This is a genomic window from Stenotrophomonas sp. 17(2023) (genome assembly GCF_030345315.1).
GTDB lineage: Bacteria > Pseudomonadota > Gammaproteobacteria > Xanthomonadales > Xanthomonadaceae > Stenotrophomonas > Stenotrophomonas acidaminiphila.
Genome location: NZ_CP128405.1, coordinates 3,587,060 through 3,604,077 on the forward strand (window position 1 = coordinate 3,587,060; position 17,018 = coordinate 3,604,077).

At 70.8% G+C, this 17,018-nt stretch carries 16 protein-coding genes; 7 read left to right on the forward strand and 9 right to left on the reverse strand.

All coding sequences use genetic code 11. The features are described 5' to 3' along the window. Positions 1-65: 65 nt before the first annotated feature. Both pyrF and QQA12_RS16140 read right to left on the reverse strand, forming a co-directional pair. Positions 66-785 carry an orotidine-5'-phosphate decarboxylase gene (gene pyrF / locus QQA12_RS16135; protein ID WP_226049859.1) on the reverse strand — a complete coding sequence of 240 codons (720 nt, stop codon included), beginning with the start codon at positions 783-785 and terminating at the stop codon, positions 66-68. Next, positions 782-1,684, reverse strand: a complete 903-nt coding sequence (locus QQA12_RS16140; protein WP_056932218.1) for a 5'-nucleotidase, lipoprotein e(P4) family — start codon at positions 1,682-1,684, stop codon at positions 782-784. Before QQA12_RS16140 ends, pyrF begins: the two co-directional genes overlap by 4 nt. Before the next feature lie 177 nt (positions 1,685-1,861). Between QQA12_RS16140 and QQA12_RS16145 the strand changes: the two genes are divergently transcribed. After that, a complete protein-coding gene (locus tag QQA12_RS16145) occupies positions 1,862-2,521 on the forward strand; it encodes a DUF480 domain-containing protein (protein WP_226049860.1) in 660 nt (219 codons plus the stop codon). 193 nt (positions 2,522-2,714) lie between these two features. Here QQA12_RS16145 and QQA12_RS16150 read toward each other — a convergent pair whose 3' ends face one another. Next, positions 2,715-3,263: a GNAT family N-acetyltransferase gene (locus QQA12_RS16150; RefSeq protein ID WP_056932216.1), complete on the reverse strand. Its 549-nt coding sequence runs from the start codon at positions 3,261-3,263 to the stop codon at positions 2,715-2,717. A 43-nt stretch (positions 3,264-3,306) separates the two neighbouring features. Continuing rightward, positions 3,307-5,289, reverse strand: coding sequence for a UvrD-helicase domain-containing protein (locus tag QQA12_RS16155; protein WP_226049970.1), 1,983 nt, complete (start codon positions 5,287-5,289; stop codon positions 3,307-3,309). A 124-nt stretch (positions 5,290-5,413) separates the two neighbouring features. On the opposite strand from QQA12_RS16155, the gene QQA12_RS16160 reads away from it, so the two are divergent. Next, positions 5,414-6,034: a thymidine kinase gene (locus QQA12_RS16160; protein ID WP_054668461.1), complete on the forward strand. Its 621-nt coding sequence runs from the start codon at positions 5,414-5,416 to the stop codon at positions 6,032-6,034. Between the two features lie 36 nt (positions 6,035-6,070). On the opposite strand, the gene QQA12_RS16165 is transcribed toward QQA12_RS16160, so the two are convergent. The 5 genes from QQA12_RS16165 to QQA12_RS16185 all read right to left on the reverse strand — a co-directional run bounded on the left by QQA12_RS16165 (position 6,071) and on the right by QQA12_RS16185 (position 12,114). Beyond that, entirely contained in the window at positions 6,071-7,516 is a 1,446-nt protein-coding gene (locus QQA12_RS16165) for an MFS transporter (RefSeq protein WP_226049861.1), read from the reverse strand. A 267-nt stretch (positions 7,517-7,783) separates the two neighbouring features. Next, complete coding sequence (locus QQA12_RS16170; RefSeq protein WP_054668463.1) at positions 7,784-9,379, reverse strand: glucan biosynthesis protein D; 1,596 nt, start codon at positions 9,377-9,379, stop codon at positions 7,784-7,786. A 105-nt stretch (positions 9,380-9,484) separates the two neighbouring features. After that, a complete protein-coding gene (gene mutM / locus QQA12_RS16175; RefSeq protein ID WP_054668464.1) occupies positions 9,485-10,297 on the reverse strand; it encodes a bifunctional DNA-formamidopyrimidine glycosylase/DNA-(apurinic or apyrimidinic site) lyase in 813 nt (270 codons plus the stop codon). A 246-nt stretch (positions 10,298-10,543) separates the two neighbouring features. After that, positions 10,544-10,915 carry a hypothetical protein gene (locus QQA12_RS16180; protein WP_226049862.1) on the reverse strand — a complete coding sequence of 124 codons (372 nt, stop codon included), beginning with the start codon at positions 10,913-10,915 and terminating at the stop codon, positions 10,544-10,546. Continuing rightward, positions 10,912-12,114, reverse strand: coding sequence for a fatty acid desaturase (locus QQA12_RS16185; protein ID WP_182335690.1), 1,203 nt, complete (start codon positions 12,112-12,114; stop codon positions 10,912-10,914). The genes QQA12_RS16180 and QQA12_RS16185 overlap by 4 nt, the downstream gene beginning before the upstream one ends. A 142-nt stretch (positions 12,115-12,256) precedes the next feature. Here QQA12_RS16185 and QQA12_RS16190 point away from each other — a divergent pair, with 142 nt between their 5' ends. The 5 genes from QQA12_RS16190 to QQA12_RS16210 all read left to right on the forward strand — a co-directional run bounded on the left by QQA12_RS16190 (position 12,257) and on the right by QQA12_RS16210 (position 17,002). Then, positions 12,257-13,081 (forward strand): ATP-binding cassette domain-containing protein, encoded by an 825-nt coding sequence (locus QQA12_RS16190; RefSeq protein WP_056932213.1) that lies wholly within the window; start codon positions 12,257-12,259, stop codon positions 13,079-13,081. 58 nt (positions 13,082-13,139) lie between these two features. Further along, the gene (locus QQA12_RS16195; RefSeq protein WP_226049863.1) at positions 13,140-13,982 is read left to right on the forward strand and encodes a phosphatase PAP2 family protein; all 843 of its coding nucleotides are present in this window, start codon (positions 13,140-13,142) and stop codon (positions 13,980-13,982) included. A 125-nt stretch (positions 13,983-14,107) separates the two neighbouring features. Continuing rightward, a complete protein-coding gene (locus QQA12_RS16200) occupies positions 14,108-15,121 on the forward strand; it encodes a TIGR00266 family protein (RefSeq protein ID WP_056932209.1) in 1,014 nt (337 codons plus the stop codon). 134 nt (positions 15,122-15,255) lie between these two features. After that, a complete protein-coding gene (locus QQA12_RS16205) occupies positions 15,256-15,852 on the forward strand; it encodes a hypothetical protein (RefSeq protein ID WP_226049864.1) in 597 nt (198 codons plus the stop codon). A gap of 112 nt (positions 15,853-15,964) precedes the next feature. Then, positions 15,965-17,002 (forward strand): patatin-like phospholipase family protein, encoded by a 1,038-nt coding sequence (locus tag QQA12_RS16210; RefSeq protein WP_226049971.1) that lies wholly within the window; start codon positions 15,965-15,967, stop codon positions 17,000-17,002. Positions 17,003-17,018: the final 16 nt, after the last annotated feature.

Consider the following 17,018-nt stretch of genomic DNA (forward strand, 5'->3'; position numbering starts at 1 on the left):
CACAGCCTACGCGCCCGCTTCAGTTAATGCAACACTTCATGAATCAATATGTAAGTTATTGATTTTTAATCAAAGAAATCTGTGATTTCGCGCTGCATCGCCTGCGCCGCCGCACGCGGATCCGGGGCCAGCCGGATCGGCCGGCCGACGACGATGGCGTCGGCGCCATCGGCGAACGCCTGGGCCACGCCGACCGTGCGCTGCTGGTCGTCCCCCACCGGGCCGCCGGGACGGATGCCCGGGCAGACGATGGAAAAGCCGCTGCCGGTGGCGGCGCGGATCGGCGCGGCCTCCTGGCCGGAGGCGATCACGCCATCGATACCGGCGCGCTGCGCGGCCAGTGCGCGTTCGACCACCACCTCCACCGGTTCGCGGTCGATGCCCATCTGCGCCAGGTCGGGGCGGCCCATGGAGGTCAGCACGGTCACCGCCAGCAGGCGCATGTCCGAGGTGTTGGCCGTGGCCGCGGCCTGCATCATCGCCGGGTGCCAGCCGTGGATCGTGCAGTAGCTCACCGGCCACTGCGACAGGCGCCGGATGACGCCGGCGACGGTGGCGGGAATATCGAAGAACTTCAGGTCGACGAACACGCGCTTGTCGCGCCTGGCCAGTTCGTCGAGCACCGCGAAATATTCGCCCGAGGCCAGCAGTTCCATGCCGATCTTGTAGAACGACACCGCGTCGCCAAGCCGCTCGACCCAGTCGATGGCCTCGGCGCGCCCCGGCACATCCAGCGCGAAGATCAGGCGCTCGTCGGTGCGCAGCGGCAGCGGGCCGCGGCTCATTGGGCGAGGTCCAGCGCGGCGCGCTTGGCGGCGCGGCGCTCGGCTTCGGGCAGCGACCAGGCATTGTTGAACTGCGCCGGCTCCCAGCCGCCATAGGTCGGGTTGGCCAGCATCCACCAGCGCTGGCCGAACCAGCCCTGGTGGGCCTGCAGCAGCGCATCGCGGCCGGCCTGGGTATTGACCCCGATCGCGGCGAAGTCGCTGAGCTGGTCGCCGAACTGCATCAGCACCCGGTACTGCCGGGCCACCAGCTGGCGGCGGCAAGCCTTTTCGCTGCCTTCCTGTTCGCAGCCCGGCACGTACTTGTCCAGGCCCAGGTAGACGTCGTCGCCAGCGACCGGGAAGCCGAGCCGGCGCAGGTTGGCCAGGGTGACGTCCTTCATGTGCTCGGTGCGGTTGGTGATGTAGATCATGGTCACGCCCCTGGCCGCCGCGGCCTGCGCGAACTCGACCGCACCCGGTACCGCGCCGGCCTTGCCTTCGGACACCCAGGCGTCCCAGCTGACGTCGTCGTAGCTGCCGCCGTCGCGCACCAGCCGCGCCTGGTAGGGCGAGTTGTCCAGCACGGTTTCGTCCACGTCCACCACCACCGCCGGCTTCAACCTGGCCGACTGCTGGCTGCCGCCTTCCTGCGGCAGCAGCGCGGTCCACGAGCGGTCGGCCAGCGCGCGGTCCAGCTGCGCGGCGGCGGCGCGCCAGGTCTGCAGGGCGTTGGCCCGGTACTCCTGCGAGCGCTGCACCCACAGCACCGCATTCAGGTTGTCGTTGGCCCCCTCGGTGGCGACGGTCACCGGGGCCGGCACAGCGGGCTCGCCGTGGACCAGGGGCCGGGACGTACTGCACGCGGCCAGCGACAACAGCGCGCCGGCGAGCAGGAGGGAGTGGTGGATTCGGGACATGGGCACGGCTACCGGACAGAACGAAAACCCGACAAGTTTACCGGCTCCCCACCCGGCCCGCGCCGAGGGCAGGCAAAACCAGGGGCAGCGTCGGTTTTGCGGCAAGCCGACTCCGACCCCGGTTCTGTCGGGCCCTCGGCTATGCTTGCGCCCCCCTCGCGCGACCGGATGCCGACGATGACCGACACCCCTGCCCCCTTGCCCGTTCCCGTGCTCGACGCCGCGCAGATGCGGGTGCTCGGCTGCCTGGTCGAGAAGGAAGCGACCACGCCCGAGACCTATCCGCTGACGGTCAACGCCGCGCAGACCGCGGCCAACCAGAAGACCGCACGCGATCCGGTGATGAACCTGGACGCCGGCACCGTGCAGCACGCACTGCGCCAGCTGGAGGCGATGGGCCTGGCCCGCCAGCATTTCTCCGCGCGCGCCGAGCGCTACGAACACCTGCTCGGCGCCAAGCTCGACCTGCCGCGGCAGCAGGTCACGCTGCTGGGCCTGCTGCTGCTGCGCGGCCCGCAGACCGCCGGCGAACTGGCCACGCGCAGCGAACGGATGGCCAAGTTCGCCGACGCCGAGGACCTGCGCCACCAGCTCGGGCGCCTGATCCAGCGTGGGCTGGTGGTGCAGCTGCCACGCGCGGCCGGCCAGCGCGAGGACCGCTACATGCACCTGCTCGGCGGCCCGGTGGACGTGGACGCGCTGGCCGCGCAGTTCCGCGCACCCGCGGGCACGGCCGCGGACAACGGCGCGCTGGAAGAACGCGTGGCGCAGCTCGAAGCCGCGGTGGCGACGCTGCAGGAACAGCTGGCGCAGCTGCAGTCCCGGCTGGACGACTGAGCCAGCGTAGCTGCGGGGCTTGCCCCTCCCAGCGACGATTGATCCAACGCAGCTGCGGGGCTCGCGCCGCGGGGGCATTACCGTGGACGCCCCGCCAGCGGCCAGTGCCCATCGCCGCACAGCGATGCATGCCGGGGCCATGCCTCCGGCATGCGCCTCCCTCCGCACTGGCGGGTCCCGGGTGCGACCCGGGCTAACCGGTTGCAGGCTCGTTGACGAACAGCAGCAGGTCCTCGTCCTTGCCGGGCAGGCGCACACTGCCATTGGCCTGGAATCCAAGCTTTTCCAGCAATGCGACCGAACGCACGTTGCCCGGCGTCACGATCGCGCACAGCGCGCCCAGCCCCAGCGTAGCGCGCGCATGGCCCAGCACCGCCCGGGCCGCCTCCAGCGCATAGCCCTGGCCGGTATGGCGCTCGAGCAGGGCATAGCCGACATCGGCATGCGGCAGCGCGGCCCGGTGCACCAGCCCGGCATTGCCCAGCCAGGCCCCGTCGCTGCGGCGCTCGACCACGTACATGCCATAGCCGTGCCGCGCGTAGCTCACCAGCGGGCCGTCGCGGATGCAGCCGCGCGCCTGCTCCAGCGTGCGGATGCCGCGGTCGCCGATGTAACGATGGAAGCCCGGCTCGTTGAGCAGCTCCAGCATCGCCGCGGCATCGGCGTCGTCATCGCGCAACGGGCGCAGGCGCAGTCGTTCGGTTTCGATCAGCATCGTCTGGCCCGCCACGGTCGTTGCCATGCAGGGTGGCTCCACGCACGCGCGGGCGCAAGCCCGCTGGCGGCTAGTCGAACAGCGCCTGGATCGCCGCCAGTCCGGCCTGCGCACGCTCCTTCTTGTGCACGGCATCGGCCACCGGGTCGGCGCCGTCGCGCTGGATCTCGGCCGCCGGCAGCTCGTCGAAGAAACGGCTGGGCTTGAGCCGCACGTGCTCGCCGAACTTGCGGGTCAGGCGGCTGTAACTCATCCACAGCTGGATCTTGGCGCGGGTGATGCCCACGTACAGCAGGCGCCGCTCCTCCTGCAGGTTGCCTTCGTCGAGGCTGACCTGGTGCGGCAGCACGCCGTCCTCGCAGCCGACGATGAACACGTACGGGAATTCCAGGCCCTTGGAGGCGTGCAGGGTCATCATCCGCACCTGGTTGCCGCCGTCGTCCTTGTCGCTGCGCGAGATCAGCGCGAGCTGCGCGGCCATGTCCGCGGCGCTGGCGCCGCGCGGGCCGTTCTCGAACCACGAGGCCAGCTCCTCGAGGTTGGCGGCACGGCGTTCGTAGCCGGCGGTGTCCTTGGCCTGGTGGCGCAGCTCGGCCAGCAGGCCCGAGTCCTTGGCCACGCGCCGCACCAGGTCGCCGGAGGACATCTGCCGCATGTCCATGCGCAGCGCGCGCAGGATGTCGGTGAAGCGGCTCAGGCTGTTGGCCGCGCGCGGCGGCAGCTGCGCCAGCGCGCCCATCGCCTCGGCCGCCTGCGCCATCGACATGCCCTTGTCCGAGGCCAGCTCCGCCAGTTTGGCCAGGGTACCGGCACCGACGTCGCGCTTGGGCGCCTGCACCGCGCGCATGAACGCGGTGTCGTCGTCGGGGTTCACCAGCAGCCGCAGCCAGGCCAGGGTGTCCTTCACTTCCTGCCGCTCCAGGAACACGGTGCCGCCGGTCAGGTGGTAGGGCACCCCGACCATCTGCAGCGCCTTCTCCAGCGGCCGGCTCTGGAAGTTGCCGCGGAACAGGATGCAGAAATCGCTCCACGGCACGCGCCGGCTGGTGGCGATGAACTGGATCTCGGCGGCCACTTTTTCCGCTTCGTGCTCGCTGTTGCGGCACTCCCACACGCGGATGCGCTCGCCGTCGGCCTGGTCGGACCACAGCGTCTTCAGGTGTTCGTGCGGGTTGTGCGCGATCAGCGCGTTGGCCGCGCGCAGCACGCGGTTGGAACAGCGGTAGTTCTGTTCGAGCTTGATGATCTGCAGCGACGGGTATTCCACCGCCATGTTGTGCAGGTTCTCCGGGTTGGCGCCGCGCCAGGCATAGATCGACTGGTCGTCGTCGCCCACGCAGGTGAAGTTGCCGGCCGCGCCGGCCAGCTGCTTGAGCAGCCGGTACTGGGCATCGTTGGTGTCCTGGCATTCGTCCACCAGCAGGTAGCCGATGCGTTCGCGCCAGGCCGCGGCGATGTCCGGGTTCTCTTCCAGCACCTGCACCGGCAGCCGGATCAGGTCGTCGAAATCGACCGCGTTGAACGCGGTCAGCCGCGCCTGGTACAGCGCGTAGACCATCGCCGCGTCCTTCTCGCGGTTGCTGCGTGCGGCCGCCATCGCCTGCTCCGGCGAGAGCCCGGCGTTCTTGGCCCGCGAGATCAGGTTCTTCATGTCCTCGATGTCGTCGGGCTTGGCGTTGCCGCCACCCAGCAGGTCCTTGACCTGGGCGGCCGCATCGTCGGCGTCGAAGATCGAGAATCCGCGCTTCAGGCCCACCGCGGCGTGCTCGATCTGCATGAACTTCAGCCCCAGCGCGTGGAAGGTGCAGATGGTCACGTCCTCGGCCTGGCCGCCCTGCAGGCGCCTGGCCACGCGCTCGCGCATTTCCTTGGCCGACTTGTTGGTGAAGGTGATCGCGGCGATGCGGCGGGCGCTGTAGCGGCCGCTGCCGATCAGGTGGGCGATCTTCTCCACGATCACGCGGGTCTTGCCGCTGCCGGCACCGGCCAGCACCAGCAGGGGGCCTTCGGTGTGCAGCACCGCCGCGCGTTGGGGGGGATTGAGGGAATCCAGCATGGGAACGAAGGGACGGGAACCAGAAACGTGAGAAGCCCGGGTGGGCCGGCGGCGGGTATTCTGTCACCCCTCAGGGTCGGCCGTTGCCTCGACCCGCCCCTTTCCACTCGTTCCCAGCTCCATGGCCAAGCTCTACTTCTACTACTCGGCGATGAACGCCGGGAAGACCACCACTTTGCTGCAATCGGCGCACAACTACCGCGAACGCGGCATGCGCGTGGCGATCCTGACCCCGCGCCTGGACCACCGCGCCGGCAGCGGCGTGGTCGCCTCGCGGATCGGCCTGCAGGCCGAGGCGACCGCCTTCGACCACGACACCGACCTGCAGCGGCTGGTCGAGGGCGACATCGCCGCGCACGGGCGGCTGGGCTGCGTGCTGGTGGACGAGGCGCAGTTCCTGACCAAGGCGCAGGTGTGGCAGCTGAGCGAGGTGGTCGACCAGCTGCGCATCCCGGTGCTGTGCTACGGCCTGCGCACCGATTTCCGCGGCGAGCTGTTCGAGGGCAGCCAGTACCTGCTGGCCTGGGCCGACGAGATGCAGGAGATCAAGACCATCTGCCACAGCGGCAAGAAGGCGACCATGACCGTGCGCGTGGACGGGAACGGTTTCGCCGTGCAGGACGGCCCGCAGGTGGAGATCGGCGGCAACGACCGCTACGTGTCGGTCAGCCGCGCCGAGTTCAAGAAGATCACCCGTGGCGAGGGCCGGATCGACCCGATGCAGGCGCCGCTGCCGCTGTAGCGGGCGGCGCCGCGGTGACGGCCGCCGCCGGGTGGCTCAATGCCCGCCTTCGGCTGCCAGCCGGTCCAGGTCGATGCCCTGGCGGCGCAGGAGCGCGGCCGAGCGCAGCGCGTAGAACGCCAGGTAGGCGAAGCAGGCCACTCCGACCCAGAAGCTCATGTGGATGCCGGCGGTATCGGCCAGCACGCCCTGCAGCAGCGGTACCAGCGCGCCGCCCATGATCATCATCACCAGCAGGCTGCTGCCCTGGTTGGTGTGGCGACCGAGTCCGGCGATGGCCAGCGCGAACACGCACGGCCACATGGTGCTGCAGAACAGCCCGGAACTGATGAAGGCGATGGCGCTGGTCTTGCCGTCGCTGAACATGCCCACCAGCAGCGCGGCGATGCCGCACAGCGCGAAGTACAGCAGCATCCGCGCCGGATTGCCGCGGCTGAGCAGGGTGGCGGCGATCATCACCACGATCACTCCGGCATAGCCGTAGAACTGCGCCACCTCGTGGCGCAGCGCCGCGTTCACCGCGAGGAACACGCCGAAGGCGACGAACGGCAGGACCAGGGTCAGCATGCGCCGGGCACCGGCGCCGATCTCGAACGCGCCGGCCGCGCCGGTCCAGCGGCCGATCATCAGGCTGGCCCAGTACAGCGACACGTACGGCGCGACCGCCGAGGTATCCACGCCCAGGTGTTCGCGCATGTAGGCCGGCAGGTGCGCGCCGGTGGACACCTCCACGCCGACGTAGAGGAAGATCGCCACCATCCCCAGCAGCAGCTGCGGGTAGGCGAACGCCGACGCCTTGTGCGGGAGCCGGCCGGCGTCCTGCGACTCGCTGCGGGCGACGCCTTCCAGGTCGATGTAGTTGGGCACCGAGGAGAATCTCAGGAACAGCGCCACCAGCACGAATGCCGCGCCCAGCACCAGGTAGGGCATCTTGACGCTCTCGATGCTGGCTTCGGTGTTGCCGCTGGCCACGCTGCCGAAGATCGCCACGCTGACCAGCAGCGGGCCGATGGTGGTGCCGAAGTTGTTGACCCCGCCGGCCAGGGTCAGGCGCTGCGCGCCGGTGGCCGGATTGCCCATCACGATGGCCAGCGGATTGGCCGCGATCTGCTGCAGCGAGAATCCCAGGCCGACGATGAACAGGCCCGACAGCATCAGTACGAACGACCCGCTGTTGGCCGCCGGGTAGAACAGCAGCGTGCCCAGCGCCGACACCAGTAGGCCCAGGCAGATGCCGTTGCGGTAGCCGATGCGGTTGAGCAGGTCCTGGCCCGCGAGCCGGGAGATGCCGAAATAGGCCAGCGAGCCGACCGTGTAGGCGATGTAGAACGCGAACGACACCAGCTGGCTCTGTGCGTGGCTGAGGTCGAAGGCCTTCTGGAAGACCGGGATCAGGATGTCGTTGCTGGCGGCGACGAAGCCCCAGAAAAAGAACACCGTGATGAGCACACCGAACTGCGACCAGCGGGTTTTCTGCGTCATGGCATCCCGGTCTCGTTGTCGTCGTCACTGCGGGCGCGCCGCGCCCGTCCCCTGCGGACCCACGGGATGCCCCGTGCGCGGTCCCGCCACGCCACGCGCGCGCGGGCAATGACGGACCGTCGGCCGTTTTAGGCGCGATCCGGCGATGCTGTCAACGGATGCCTGGCGATGCACCGGTCAGCGCGCGTGCACGACGCCGGCCGGCGGCCCGGCCGTTGCGCCGCAGCCCCCGGCCGCGCGCTGCCGGACACGCCGGGACGCGGCGCGTCAGTACAGCGTGCGCTGGTCCGCCGGCGGCGGGCTGTACTGGTACAGCCAGGTCTCGGTGAGCGCCTTGCCGCCGCTGCGCAGGTACAGGCGGATGTCGATCTGCCCGGTGCCGCCGTCGGGCGGCACCAGGTCGAACATGGCGCGGTAGCCGTTGATCTCGCGCAGCGGGCGCGCCGAAACCACCTCCACCCGCCCGCTGCTGGCTTCCACCACCGCCTCGACCTCGGCCTTGTCGATCAGGCCGGCCAGTTCGCCGCCTTCGAAGTCCACCGCGAAGCGCCAGGAGAAGTACTCGCGCTTCTTGCCGATCACCCCGCCCAGCCCGGTGCGGCTGGCCACGCAGTGCGCCAGCGGCGGCCGTGCCGGGGGTTGCGCGCCCCAGTAAAGCCGGTAGCCGACCAGCAGTTCCTGCCCCGGCTGCGGCTTCTGCTTCGGGTTCCAGAACGCGACGATGTTGTCGAAGGTCTCGTCGACGGTGGGAATCTCCACCAGCTGCACCGAGCCCTCGCCCCATTGGCCTTTCGGCTCGACCCACAGGCACGGGCGCTTCTCGTAGAACACGCCGTCGTCCTGGTAATGGTCGAAGTCGCGGTCGCGCTGCAGCAGGCCGAAGCCACGCGGGTTGTCGTCCACGAACATGTTGAAGCGCAACTGCGCCGGGTTGCACAGCGGGCGCCAGATCCACTCGCCGGCACCGCTCCACATCGACAGGCCGTCGGTGTCGTGGATCTCCGGGCGCCAGTCCCAGGCCATGCGGCGGTCGTTCTCGCCCACCTGGTACATGCTGGTGCACGGGGCGATGCCCAGCCGCTCGATCTCCCGGCGCGGGTACAGCGCGCTGTCGATATCCATCAGCAGCACGTCGCCGTTGGTGATGGCGAAGCGATAGGCACCGGTCACGCTCGGCGAATCCAGCAGCCCATGGACGACCACGGTGTCCGAGTCGCGCGCCGGCTGCTCCAGGTAGTAGGCGATGAAGTCCGGGAACTCCTCGGGCCTGCCGGTGCCGGTGTCGATCGCCAACCCGCGCGCGGACTGGCCGTACTGGCCTTCCTTGCCCACCGCGCGGAAGTAGCTGGCGCCAAGGAACGCGGCGAAGTCGCGTTCGGTATCGCTGCGGGTGTTGAGGCGGAAGCCGGCGAAGCCCAGGTCCGCCGGCAGCCGCCCGCCGTGGATGCCGCTGTTGCCGTAATCGAACGCGGCGCCGTCATAGGCCAGCTCCTGCGCCTTGCCGTCGACCACGTCGAACATGCGCACCGGCGAATGGAAATACAGGCCCAGGTGGAAAAACCTGGCTTGGAACCTGCCGGGCTGGTCGGCCCACAGCGCGTGGTCCTGACGGTAGCGGATGGACTGGTACTGGTCCCAGTCCAGCGCCTCCACTTCCGGCGGCAGGGTGCGCTTGTGGCTGCGGTACGGCGCCTGCGACAGCGCGCGCGCCTGGCCCTTGAGCGCGGCGAAGTCGAACGGCTGCGGCTGGCCGATGCGACGCAGGCCCAACTGCCGTTCGGCGGCGGCACAGGCCGGCAGCGCCGGCAGTCCGAAGGCGGCCAGGGCCAGCGAGGCGCGCTGGAGGAAGTCGCGTCGATCCATGCGGTCGTCCGGTAAGGGGTGGGCGGATGATAGGCAGCGGCGGGTGAACGAAGGTAAGCCGCGGGTGAAGGCCGGCCCGGCCGCGCGCCGGCCCGCCGCGGCCGCTCAGCGCTGGCAGTGGCCGCACCACACGCTGGCGCGCTGGCCGATGCTGGCATGGCGCAGCGGGCGCCCGCAGCGCACGCAGGCCTGGCCCTCGCGGCCGTACACCGACAGCTCCTGCTCGAAGTAGCCGGGGGCGCCGTCGGGACTGATGAAATCGCGCAGGGTGGTGCCGCCGCGGGTGATGGCGTAGCCGAGGATGTCCTTCACCGCCGTGGCCAGGCGCTGGTAGCGCTCGCGCGACACCTTGCCGGCCTCGCGCAGCGGGTTGATCCCGGCCATGAACAGGCTTTCGGCGGCGTAGATGTTGCCGACGCCGACGACGATGCGCTGGTCCATCAGGAAGCTCTTGACCGGTGCGCTGCGGCCGCGGCTGCGCGCGAACAGGTAGTCGCCGTCGAACGCCGCGTCCAGCGGCTCGGGGCCGAGCCCGCGCAGCAGTTCATGGGTTTCGCCCGGCGGCTGCCACAGCAGGCAACCGAACCGGCGCGGGTCGTTGAAGCGCAGCAGGCGCCCGTCCTCGAGGCTGATGTCGACGTGGTCGTGGGCACGCACCGGGGTGTCGCCGGGCAGCACGCGCAGGCTGCCGGACATGCCCAGGTGCAGCAGCGCGCTGCCGGCATCGGTATCGAGCAGCAGGTACTTGGCGCGGCGGCGGATCGCGGCGATGCGCTGGCCGGGCAGCGCCCGCTCGATGTCCGGCGGAATCGGCCAGCGCAGGTCCGGCCGGCGCAGGATCACGCCGTGGATGCGCCGCCCCTGCAGGTGCGGCTCCAGGCCGCGGCGGGTGGTTTCTACTTCGGGCAGTTCCGGCATCGCTCGATCCTGTTATTCGCGCCCCCCGGAACGCGGGTCCGGGCTGGCCTGGCCGCGCGCGCATGCAGCCGAAGCGGCCCACGCGCAACTGGAAAAGCGCCACATGGGCTGGTTGCCCGGCGCCAGCGACAGCGCGGCCCCCGGCAATCGCAACGACGTGGTGGCCGGCAATGGTACGGACAAGTGCGTCATCGCCGATGTCCCGGATGGTTCGGGGCGCCATTGCGGTCGTACGCCGGCAGCGCATCAACGCGGTGGCGCCATCAGCTCGCGCGCGTCCAGGTAACCGTCGCCGTTGGCATCCTGCTTGCGGAAGCGTTCGAGGATCACCTGCCCGTGCTGTTCGCGGGTGATCGGCCGGCCGCGGCCGCCGGGTTGTTCCGCCGGCTCCAGCACACCGTTGCCGTCGCGGTCCATGCGCTCGAAGGCGTAGAGCATCCACCGCTGGTATTCGTCCGGCGCGACCCGGCCGTCGCCGTCCAGGTCCATGCGCCGCAGGTAGTCGCCGGCATCGTGCACCTGTGCCGGCGCGGCCCATGGCAGCAGCGCCGCCAGCAGCACCGGCAGGCGCCGCGCGAAGCGGCGTCCCGGGACCGGCGCGGCGGCGCGGGCGCTCATGCCGCGCTGAGCGAGTAACCCTTCAGTCGCGCCGCGTACGCCTGCAGGGCGGCCACGCCGCTGGCCTCTGCCTCGTGGCACCACTGCTGCAGGTGGCGCAGGCGCTCGGCGGCGTCGTGGGTACGCGCCTCGAGCAGCGCCGAAAGCCGCGCGCGGTGTTCCACCAGCAGCTGGATGCGCGGGCGCTGGCTCACCCACTGCTGCAGCTGTTCGCGGCAGGCCGGCTTGAGCCAGCGGCCGTCGTTGACCAGGCCCTTGCGCATGCGCCGCGGCAGCATCTTGCGCAGCTTGGCGCCGGCGATGGCGGCCTCTTCGCGCAGGGCCGGGGCGAACACGTTGCGCTGGTAGTCGGTCATTGCCTGGAAACGGTGCGAGAGCAGCGCCTTGAGCGTGTCGGTGTCGGGCACGGCGATGTTCGGGCGGATGTCCATGGTCGGCGCCACGCGCAGCACCTTGGCCAGGCCCAGCGCCTGCAGCAGGCGGATCGCCTGCCAGCCGATGTCGAACTCCCACCTGCGCATCGAGAAACGCGCCGAGCTGGGGAAGGCGTGGTGGTTGTTGTGCAGCTCCTCGCCGCCGATCCAGAACGCCCACGGGGTCAGGTTGGTCGAGGTATCGGCCGATTCGAAGTTGCGGTAACCCCACCAGTGCCCCAGGCCGTTGACCACGCCGGCGGCCCAGAACGGGATCCACGCCATCTGGATCGCCCACAGGGCGATGCCGGGCAGGCCGAACAGCGCGAAGTCCAGCGCGAACAGCACCACCGGGCCGAGGTTGGCGTGCGGGGTGTAGAGGTGGCGTTCGATCCAGTCCTCGGGCGCGCCGCGGCCGTACTGCTCGATGTCCGCGCGCTGGGCGCGGGCTTCGCGGTACAGCTCGACGCCGCGCCAGAACACGCGGCCGATGCCCTTGGTCACCGGGCTGTGCGGGTCCTCGTCGGTTTCCACCTTGGCGTGGTGCTTGCGATGGATCGCCACCCACTCGCGGGTGATCATCGAGGTGGTCAGCCAGGTCCAGAAGCGGAAGAAATGCGCGATCAGCGGGTGGAAATCCACGCCGCGGTGGGCCTGGCTGCGGTGCAGGTACAGGGTGACCGCGAAGATGGTGAGCTGGGTGAACACCAGCAGCACCGCCAGCATGCCCCACCAGCCCAGGCCGGCGACGCCGCCGGTGAGGAAGTCGAGGAGGGTGTCGGACATCGCGGAACTCCAGGCCGTTCGGTGGCATATGAAACTGTGGATACACATGATGGGGCCTGCAGCGGCAAACTTCATCCACCCGGCGCCCGACTTTGGTCCAATCCTTCAGCTGCGCGCCCCTTGCCCCGCTCCCGCCTGAACGATGTCCACCGCCCCTGCCGCCGCCGCGGCCCCCCTGATCGAACTGGACCACGCCTGCGTCATCCGCGGCCAGGTCCGGGTCCTGCACGAACTGGACCTGCGCATCGAGCAGGGCCAGCACACCGCCATCCTCGGCCCCAACGGCTGCGGCAAGTCCTCCTTCATCAAGCTGATCACCCGCGAGCTGTACCCGCTGGCGCGCGCCGATGGCCATGTGCCGGTCAAGGTGCTGGGCCAGACCCGCTGGCAGGTGGACCGGCTGCGCTCGCAGCTGGGCATCGTCAGCGGCGACCTGTCCGGCAACCTGGCCGAAATGCCGGGGCTGGGCGTGGAAGAGGCGGTGATCTCCGGCTTTTTCGCCAGTTACGTGGTGCCGGCGCACCGCGACGTCAGCGACGACATGCGCGCCCGCGCGCGCCACGCGCTGGGATTGGCACGCGCCCTGCCGCTGCTCGGCCGCAGCTACGCCGAACTGTCCGCAGGCGAGACCCGCCGCGTGCTGATCGCCCGCGCGCTGGTGAACCAGCCGCGCGCACTGCTGCTCGACGAGCCGTCCACCGGCCTGGACCTGGTATCGCGCCAGCACCTGATCGACACCATGCGCCACCTCGCCGGGCAGGGCATCACCCTGGTGCTGGTCACCCACCACATCGAGGAAGTGATCCCGGAGATCCAGCGCGTGGTGCTGATGAAGGGCGGGCGCATCTTCGCCGACGGCAGGCGGGGCGAGCTGCTGCGCGCCGGCCCGCTGTCCGAAGTGTTCGGCGGCCCGATCGAGGTGCGGGAGGAGGACGGCCGGCTCAGCGCGTGGGCCCGCGCCATCTAGGTGGGCCGGGGCATCGGTGCGATGATGCCGGCCCGTTCCGCCGATCCATGCCTGCACGATGTCCCGTTCCCCGTTTCCGCTGCGCCTGGGCGCGGCCTCCGTCCTGGCCGCCGCGCTTGCGGCATGCGCCAGCACGCCCGCCCCCGTTGCCCGCGGCCACGACGCATCCGCCGAGCCGGCGCCGACCGGCTACCTGCAGGGCGCGGCGATCCCGGACAGCCAGGCATTGAGCCCGCCACCACCGGCGCCGGGCTCGGCCTGGGCGGCGCTGGACGAGGCCATCGCCCGCCAGGCCACCGCACTGCGCGGCAGCGCGCGCTTCGCGCAGGCAAGCGCCGACGCCGGCCTGCGCTTTCCCGCCGGCGCCGGGCAGTTCAGCTGTGCGCTGGGGATTGCGGTGGACAGCGGACACACCCCGGCCCTGTACCGCCTGCTGCAGCGCAGCCTGATCGACGCCAGCGCGGCCACCCGCGCGGCCAAGAACCACTACCGGCGGCCACGCCCGTTCATGGTCAACGGCGAGCCGACCTGCACCCCGGACGACGAGCCGCACCTGCGCGGCAGCGGCTCCTACCCGTCGGGCCACACCGCCATCGGCTGGGCATGGGCGCTGATCCTGTCGGAGATCGCCCCGGAGCGCGCCACCGCGCTGCTCGAGCGCGGGCGCAACTATGGCCACAGCCGGCTGGTATGCAACGTGCACTGGTACAGCGACGTGCAGCAGGGCCAGGCGCTGGGTGCGGCCACGGTCGCGCGCCTGCACGACAACACCGGGTTCGTCGCCGACCTGGCCGCGGCCCGGCAGGAGATCGCCGCCGCGCGTGCGCAGGCGCTGCCGATACCGCGCGATTGCACCGCCGAAGCCGAGGCGCTGGCGACCGGCCTGCCCGACGCGCGCTGAGCGGCCACCCGCACCCCGGCGACGCGACACACCCTGAGCGCCACCTGCGCGGACGCCGCGCCGGACCATGCCCGGCAGCGGCGCCGCGTCATAGACTGGGCGCTCTTCCCCAGCCAGGCGCGCCCATGAGCCAGTGGTACTTCCACACCCCCGGACACTCCGACCGTATCGGCCCGCTCGACGACGAGGCCGCCCGCCGCCACGCCCAGCTGCACCGCGATGCGCTGGCCTGGCGCGAGGGCCTGCAGGGCTGGCAGCCGGCCGGCTCGCTGCCCGAGCTCGGCGGCCAGGCGTCGCCGCCACCGATGCCGCCGCCGGTGGGAGGACGCCGCAACCGCGCCGATGACATCGACTTCCGCATCGTCGGCCACGAGATGCAGTTCGTGGAGATCGAGCTGGATCCGGGCGAGAGCGCCATCGCCGAGGCCGGCGCGCTGATGTACAAGGACGCCGCGGTGCGGATGGACACCGTGTTCGGCGACGGCCGCCACGAGAGCGAGGGCGCCGGCTTCATGGACAAGCTGCTGTCGGCCGGCAAGCGCGTGATCACCGGCGAAAGCCTGTTCGCCACGCTCTATACGCACGGCGGCCAGGGCAAGGCCAAGGTCGCCTTCGCCGCGCCCTACCCCGGCACCGTGCTGCCGATGAAGCTCGACGAGCATGGCGGCAAGCTGATCTGCCAGAAGGACAGTTTCCTGGCCGGTGCGCGCGGGGTGCAGGTCGGGGTGCATCTCCAGCGCAAGGTGATGACCGGCCTGTTCGGCGGCGAGGGATTCATCATGCAGAAGCTGGAAGGCGACGGCTGGGTATTCGTGCATGCCGGCGGCTGCGTGGTCGAACGCGAACTGGCGGCCGGCGAGCGCATCGACGTGGATACCGGCTGCGTGGTCGCCTACCACGCCGGCGTGGACATGGACGTGCGCCGCGTGGCCGGGCTCAAGAGCATGTTCTTCGGTGGCGAGGGCGTGTTCCTGGCCACCCTCACCGGACCGGGCAAGGTGTGGCTGCAGTCGCTGCCGTTCTCGCGCCTGGCCGGACGCATGTACGCGGCCGCGCCGCAGGGCGGCGGCCAGAGCCGCGGCGAAGGCTCGGTGCTGGGCGGGCTGGGACGCATCCTGGACGGCGACAACCGCTTCTGAGCCACCGCGGCGCGCAGCGCCCGGGCACGCGGCCGGCGCTGCAGGACCGCCCGGCGCGCGGGCCGGCGCCGCTTGTCGGCGTGCGCGGGCCCTCGCATACTCGCCGCAATCACCTGCAGGGATGGATGGGTGGCATGGACGCGCAGGACGATGTCTACGCGGCACCACGGGCGGCGCTGGTCGCCGCTCCCACGGAACGGCCGCGCCTGCCGCCGTTCTACGTGGTGTCCGTCACCAAGCTGGTACTGCTCTCGTTCGCCACCATGGGGCTGTATTCGCTGTACTGGTTCTGGCGTCACTGGAAACTGCACAAGCTCGACAGGAAGCTCGACATCTGGCCGGTCCCGCGCGCCCTCTTCTCGATCTTCTTCGCCCACGGGCTGAACCGCGAAATCGACCAGCGGCTGCAACGCTCCGGCAGCCGCCATGCCTGGTCACCCGGCGCCTGGGCCACGTTGTTCGTGGTCTCGGCGATCACCGGCCGCATCATCAGCCGCCTCCCCGATTCGGTGCTGCCATTCGGGCCGGGTTTCGGGCTGATCGTACTGAGCCTGGCCGGCGGCACCCTGGCGATGGTCCACGCGCAGCGCGCGGCCAACCTGGCCAGCGGCGACGCCACGGGCGCGGCGAATGCGCGGCTGACGGTGGCCAACTGGCTCTGGCTGGTGCCGGGCGGCCTGTTCTGGCTGATGTCGCTGGCCAGCCTGGTGCTGCTGACCGGCGACGCCTGACCGCCACCACGCGGCGGCAACGAAGTGGCGCCTAAACGGCCGCGCGGCCGGCGCGGCCCGTGCCCGGCGCAAAGCGCTATGCTGGCGCCCTTTTCAACACCCCTGCCCGTTCATCATGAAGCCGCGCACCGCCCGCCTGCTGCTGTCCCTGTCCCTGTCCGGCCTGCTGGCCGCATGCGGTGGCGAGAACGTGAAGCCCGCGGCGCCGGCCGCAAGCCGGCCGGTCACCGCGGCCAAGCCGGTGAAGATCGGCGTGGCCCTGGGCGGCGGCGCGGCCAAGGGCTTCGCCCACATCGGCGTGATCAAGATGCTGGAGGCCAACGGGTTCGAGCCGGTGGTGGTATCGGGTACCAGTGCCGGCAGCGTGGTCGGCGCCCTGTACGCCAGCGGCATGAACGCCTTCGACATGCAGCAGAAGGCGGTCTCGCTGGACCAGGCCAGCATCCGCGACGTGCGCCTGTTCTCCGGCGGCCTGATCCAGGGCCAGAAGCTGCAGGACTACGTCAACGCGCAGGTCGGCAACAAGCCTGCCGAGCAGTTGAAGAAGCCGTTCGCGGCGGTGGCCACCCAGCTGGAGACCGGCGAGCGCGCGGTGTTCGTGCGCGGCAACGTCGGCCAGGCGGTGCGGGCGTCCAGCTCGGTGCCGGGGGTATTCGAGCCGGTCACCATCGGCGGCAAGACCTTCGTCGACGGCGGCGTGGTCAGCCCGGTGCCGGTGGATGCCGCGCGCCAGCTCGGCGCCGAGTTCGTCATCGCCGTGGACATTTCCAGCAAGGCCAGCGGCCAGCGCCCGAGCGGCCTGCTGGGCACGCTGAACCAGTCCATCTCCATCATGGGCCAGCGCCTGGGCGAGCGGGAGCTGGCGCGCGCCGACGTGGTGATCCGGCCGCAGGTGCTGGACATCGGCGCGGCCGATTTCGAGCAGCGCGGCCGCGCCATCCTCGAGGGCGAGAAGGCGGCGATGGCGGCGATGCCGCAGATCCGCGCCGGCATCGCCCGCCTGCAGCAGGCGCATGCGGCCAGCGCGCGCAACGCCGATGCGCGGGCCAGCGCCGCCGCGACCGAGGCCTACCAGCGCTGCCTGGACAGCCGCTCGCGGCTGGACAAGCTGCGCGGCAAGGAAGGCAGCTGCGCGGCACCGGTACGCTGAAGCCGCGCTGCCGCCA

What these genes read in the sequence shown, in the direction of transcription:
- pyrF (WP_226049859.1), bottom strand. Translation starts at nt 785, where the DNA reads ATGAGCCGCGGCCCGCTGCCGCTGCGCACCGACGAGCGCCTGATCTTC.
- QQA12_RS16140 (WP_056932218.1), bottom strand. Translation starts at nt 1,684, where the DNA reads ATGTCCCGAATCCACCACTCCCTCCTGCTCGCCGGCGCGCTGTTGTCG.
- QQA12_RS16145 (WP_226049860.1), top strand. Translation starts at nt 1,862, where the DNA reads ATGACCGACACCCCTGCCCCCTTGCCCGTTCCCGTGCTCGACGCCGCG.
- QQA12_RS16150 (WP_056932216.1), bottom strand. Translation starts at nt 3,263, where the DNA reads ATGGCAACGACCGTGGCGGGCCAGACGATGCTGATCGAAACCGAACGA.
- QQA12_RS16160 (WP_054668461.1), top strand. Translation starts at nt 5,414, where the DNA reads ATGGCCAAGCTCTACTTCTACTACTCGGCGATGAACGCCGGGAAGACC.
- QQA12_RS16165 (WP_226049861.1), bottom strand. Translation starts at nt 7,516, where the DNA reads ATGACGCAGAAAACCCGCTGGTCGCAGTTCGGTGTGCTCATCACGGTG.
- QQA12_RS16170 (WP_054668463.1), bottom strand. Translation starts at nt 9,379, where the DNA reads ATGGATCGACGCGACTTCCTCCAGCGCGCCTCGCTGGCCCTGGCCGCC.
- mutM (WP_054668464.1), bottom strand. Translation starts at nt 10,297, where the DNA reads ATGCCGGAACTGCCCGAAGTAGAAACCACCCGCCGCGGCCTGGAGCCG.
- QQA12_RS16180 (WP_226049862.1), bottom strand. Translation starts at nt 10,915, where the DNA reads ATGAGCGCCCGCGCCGCCGCGCCGGTCCCGGGACGCCGCTTCGCGCGG.
- QQA12_RS16185 (WP_182335690.1), bottom strand. Translation starts at nt 12,114, where the DNA reads ATGTCCGACACCCTCCTCGACTTCCTCACCGGCGGCGTCGCCGGCCTG.
- QQA12_RS16190 (WP_056932213.1), top strand. Translation starts at nt 12,257, where the DNA reads ATGTCCACCGCCCCTGCCGCCGCCGCGGCCCCCCTGATCGAACTGGAC.
- QQA12_RS16195 (WP_226049863.1), top strand. Translation starts at nt 13,140, where the DNA reads ATGTCCCGTTCCCCGTTTCCGCTGCGCCTGGGCGCGGCCTCCGTCCTG.
- QQA12_RS16200 (WP_056932209.1), top strand. Translation starts at nt 14,108, where the DNA reads ATGAGCCAGTGGTACTTCCACACCCCCGGACACTCCGACCGTATCGGC.
- QQA12_RS16205 (WP_226049864.1), top strand. Translation starts at nt 15,256, where the DNA reads ATGGACGCGCAGGACGATGTCTACGCGGCACCACGGGCGGCGCTGGTC.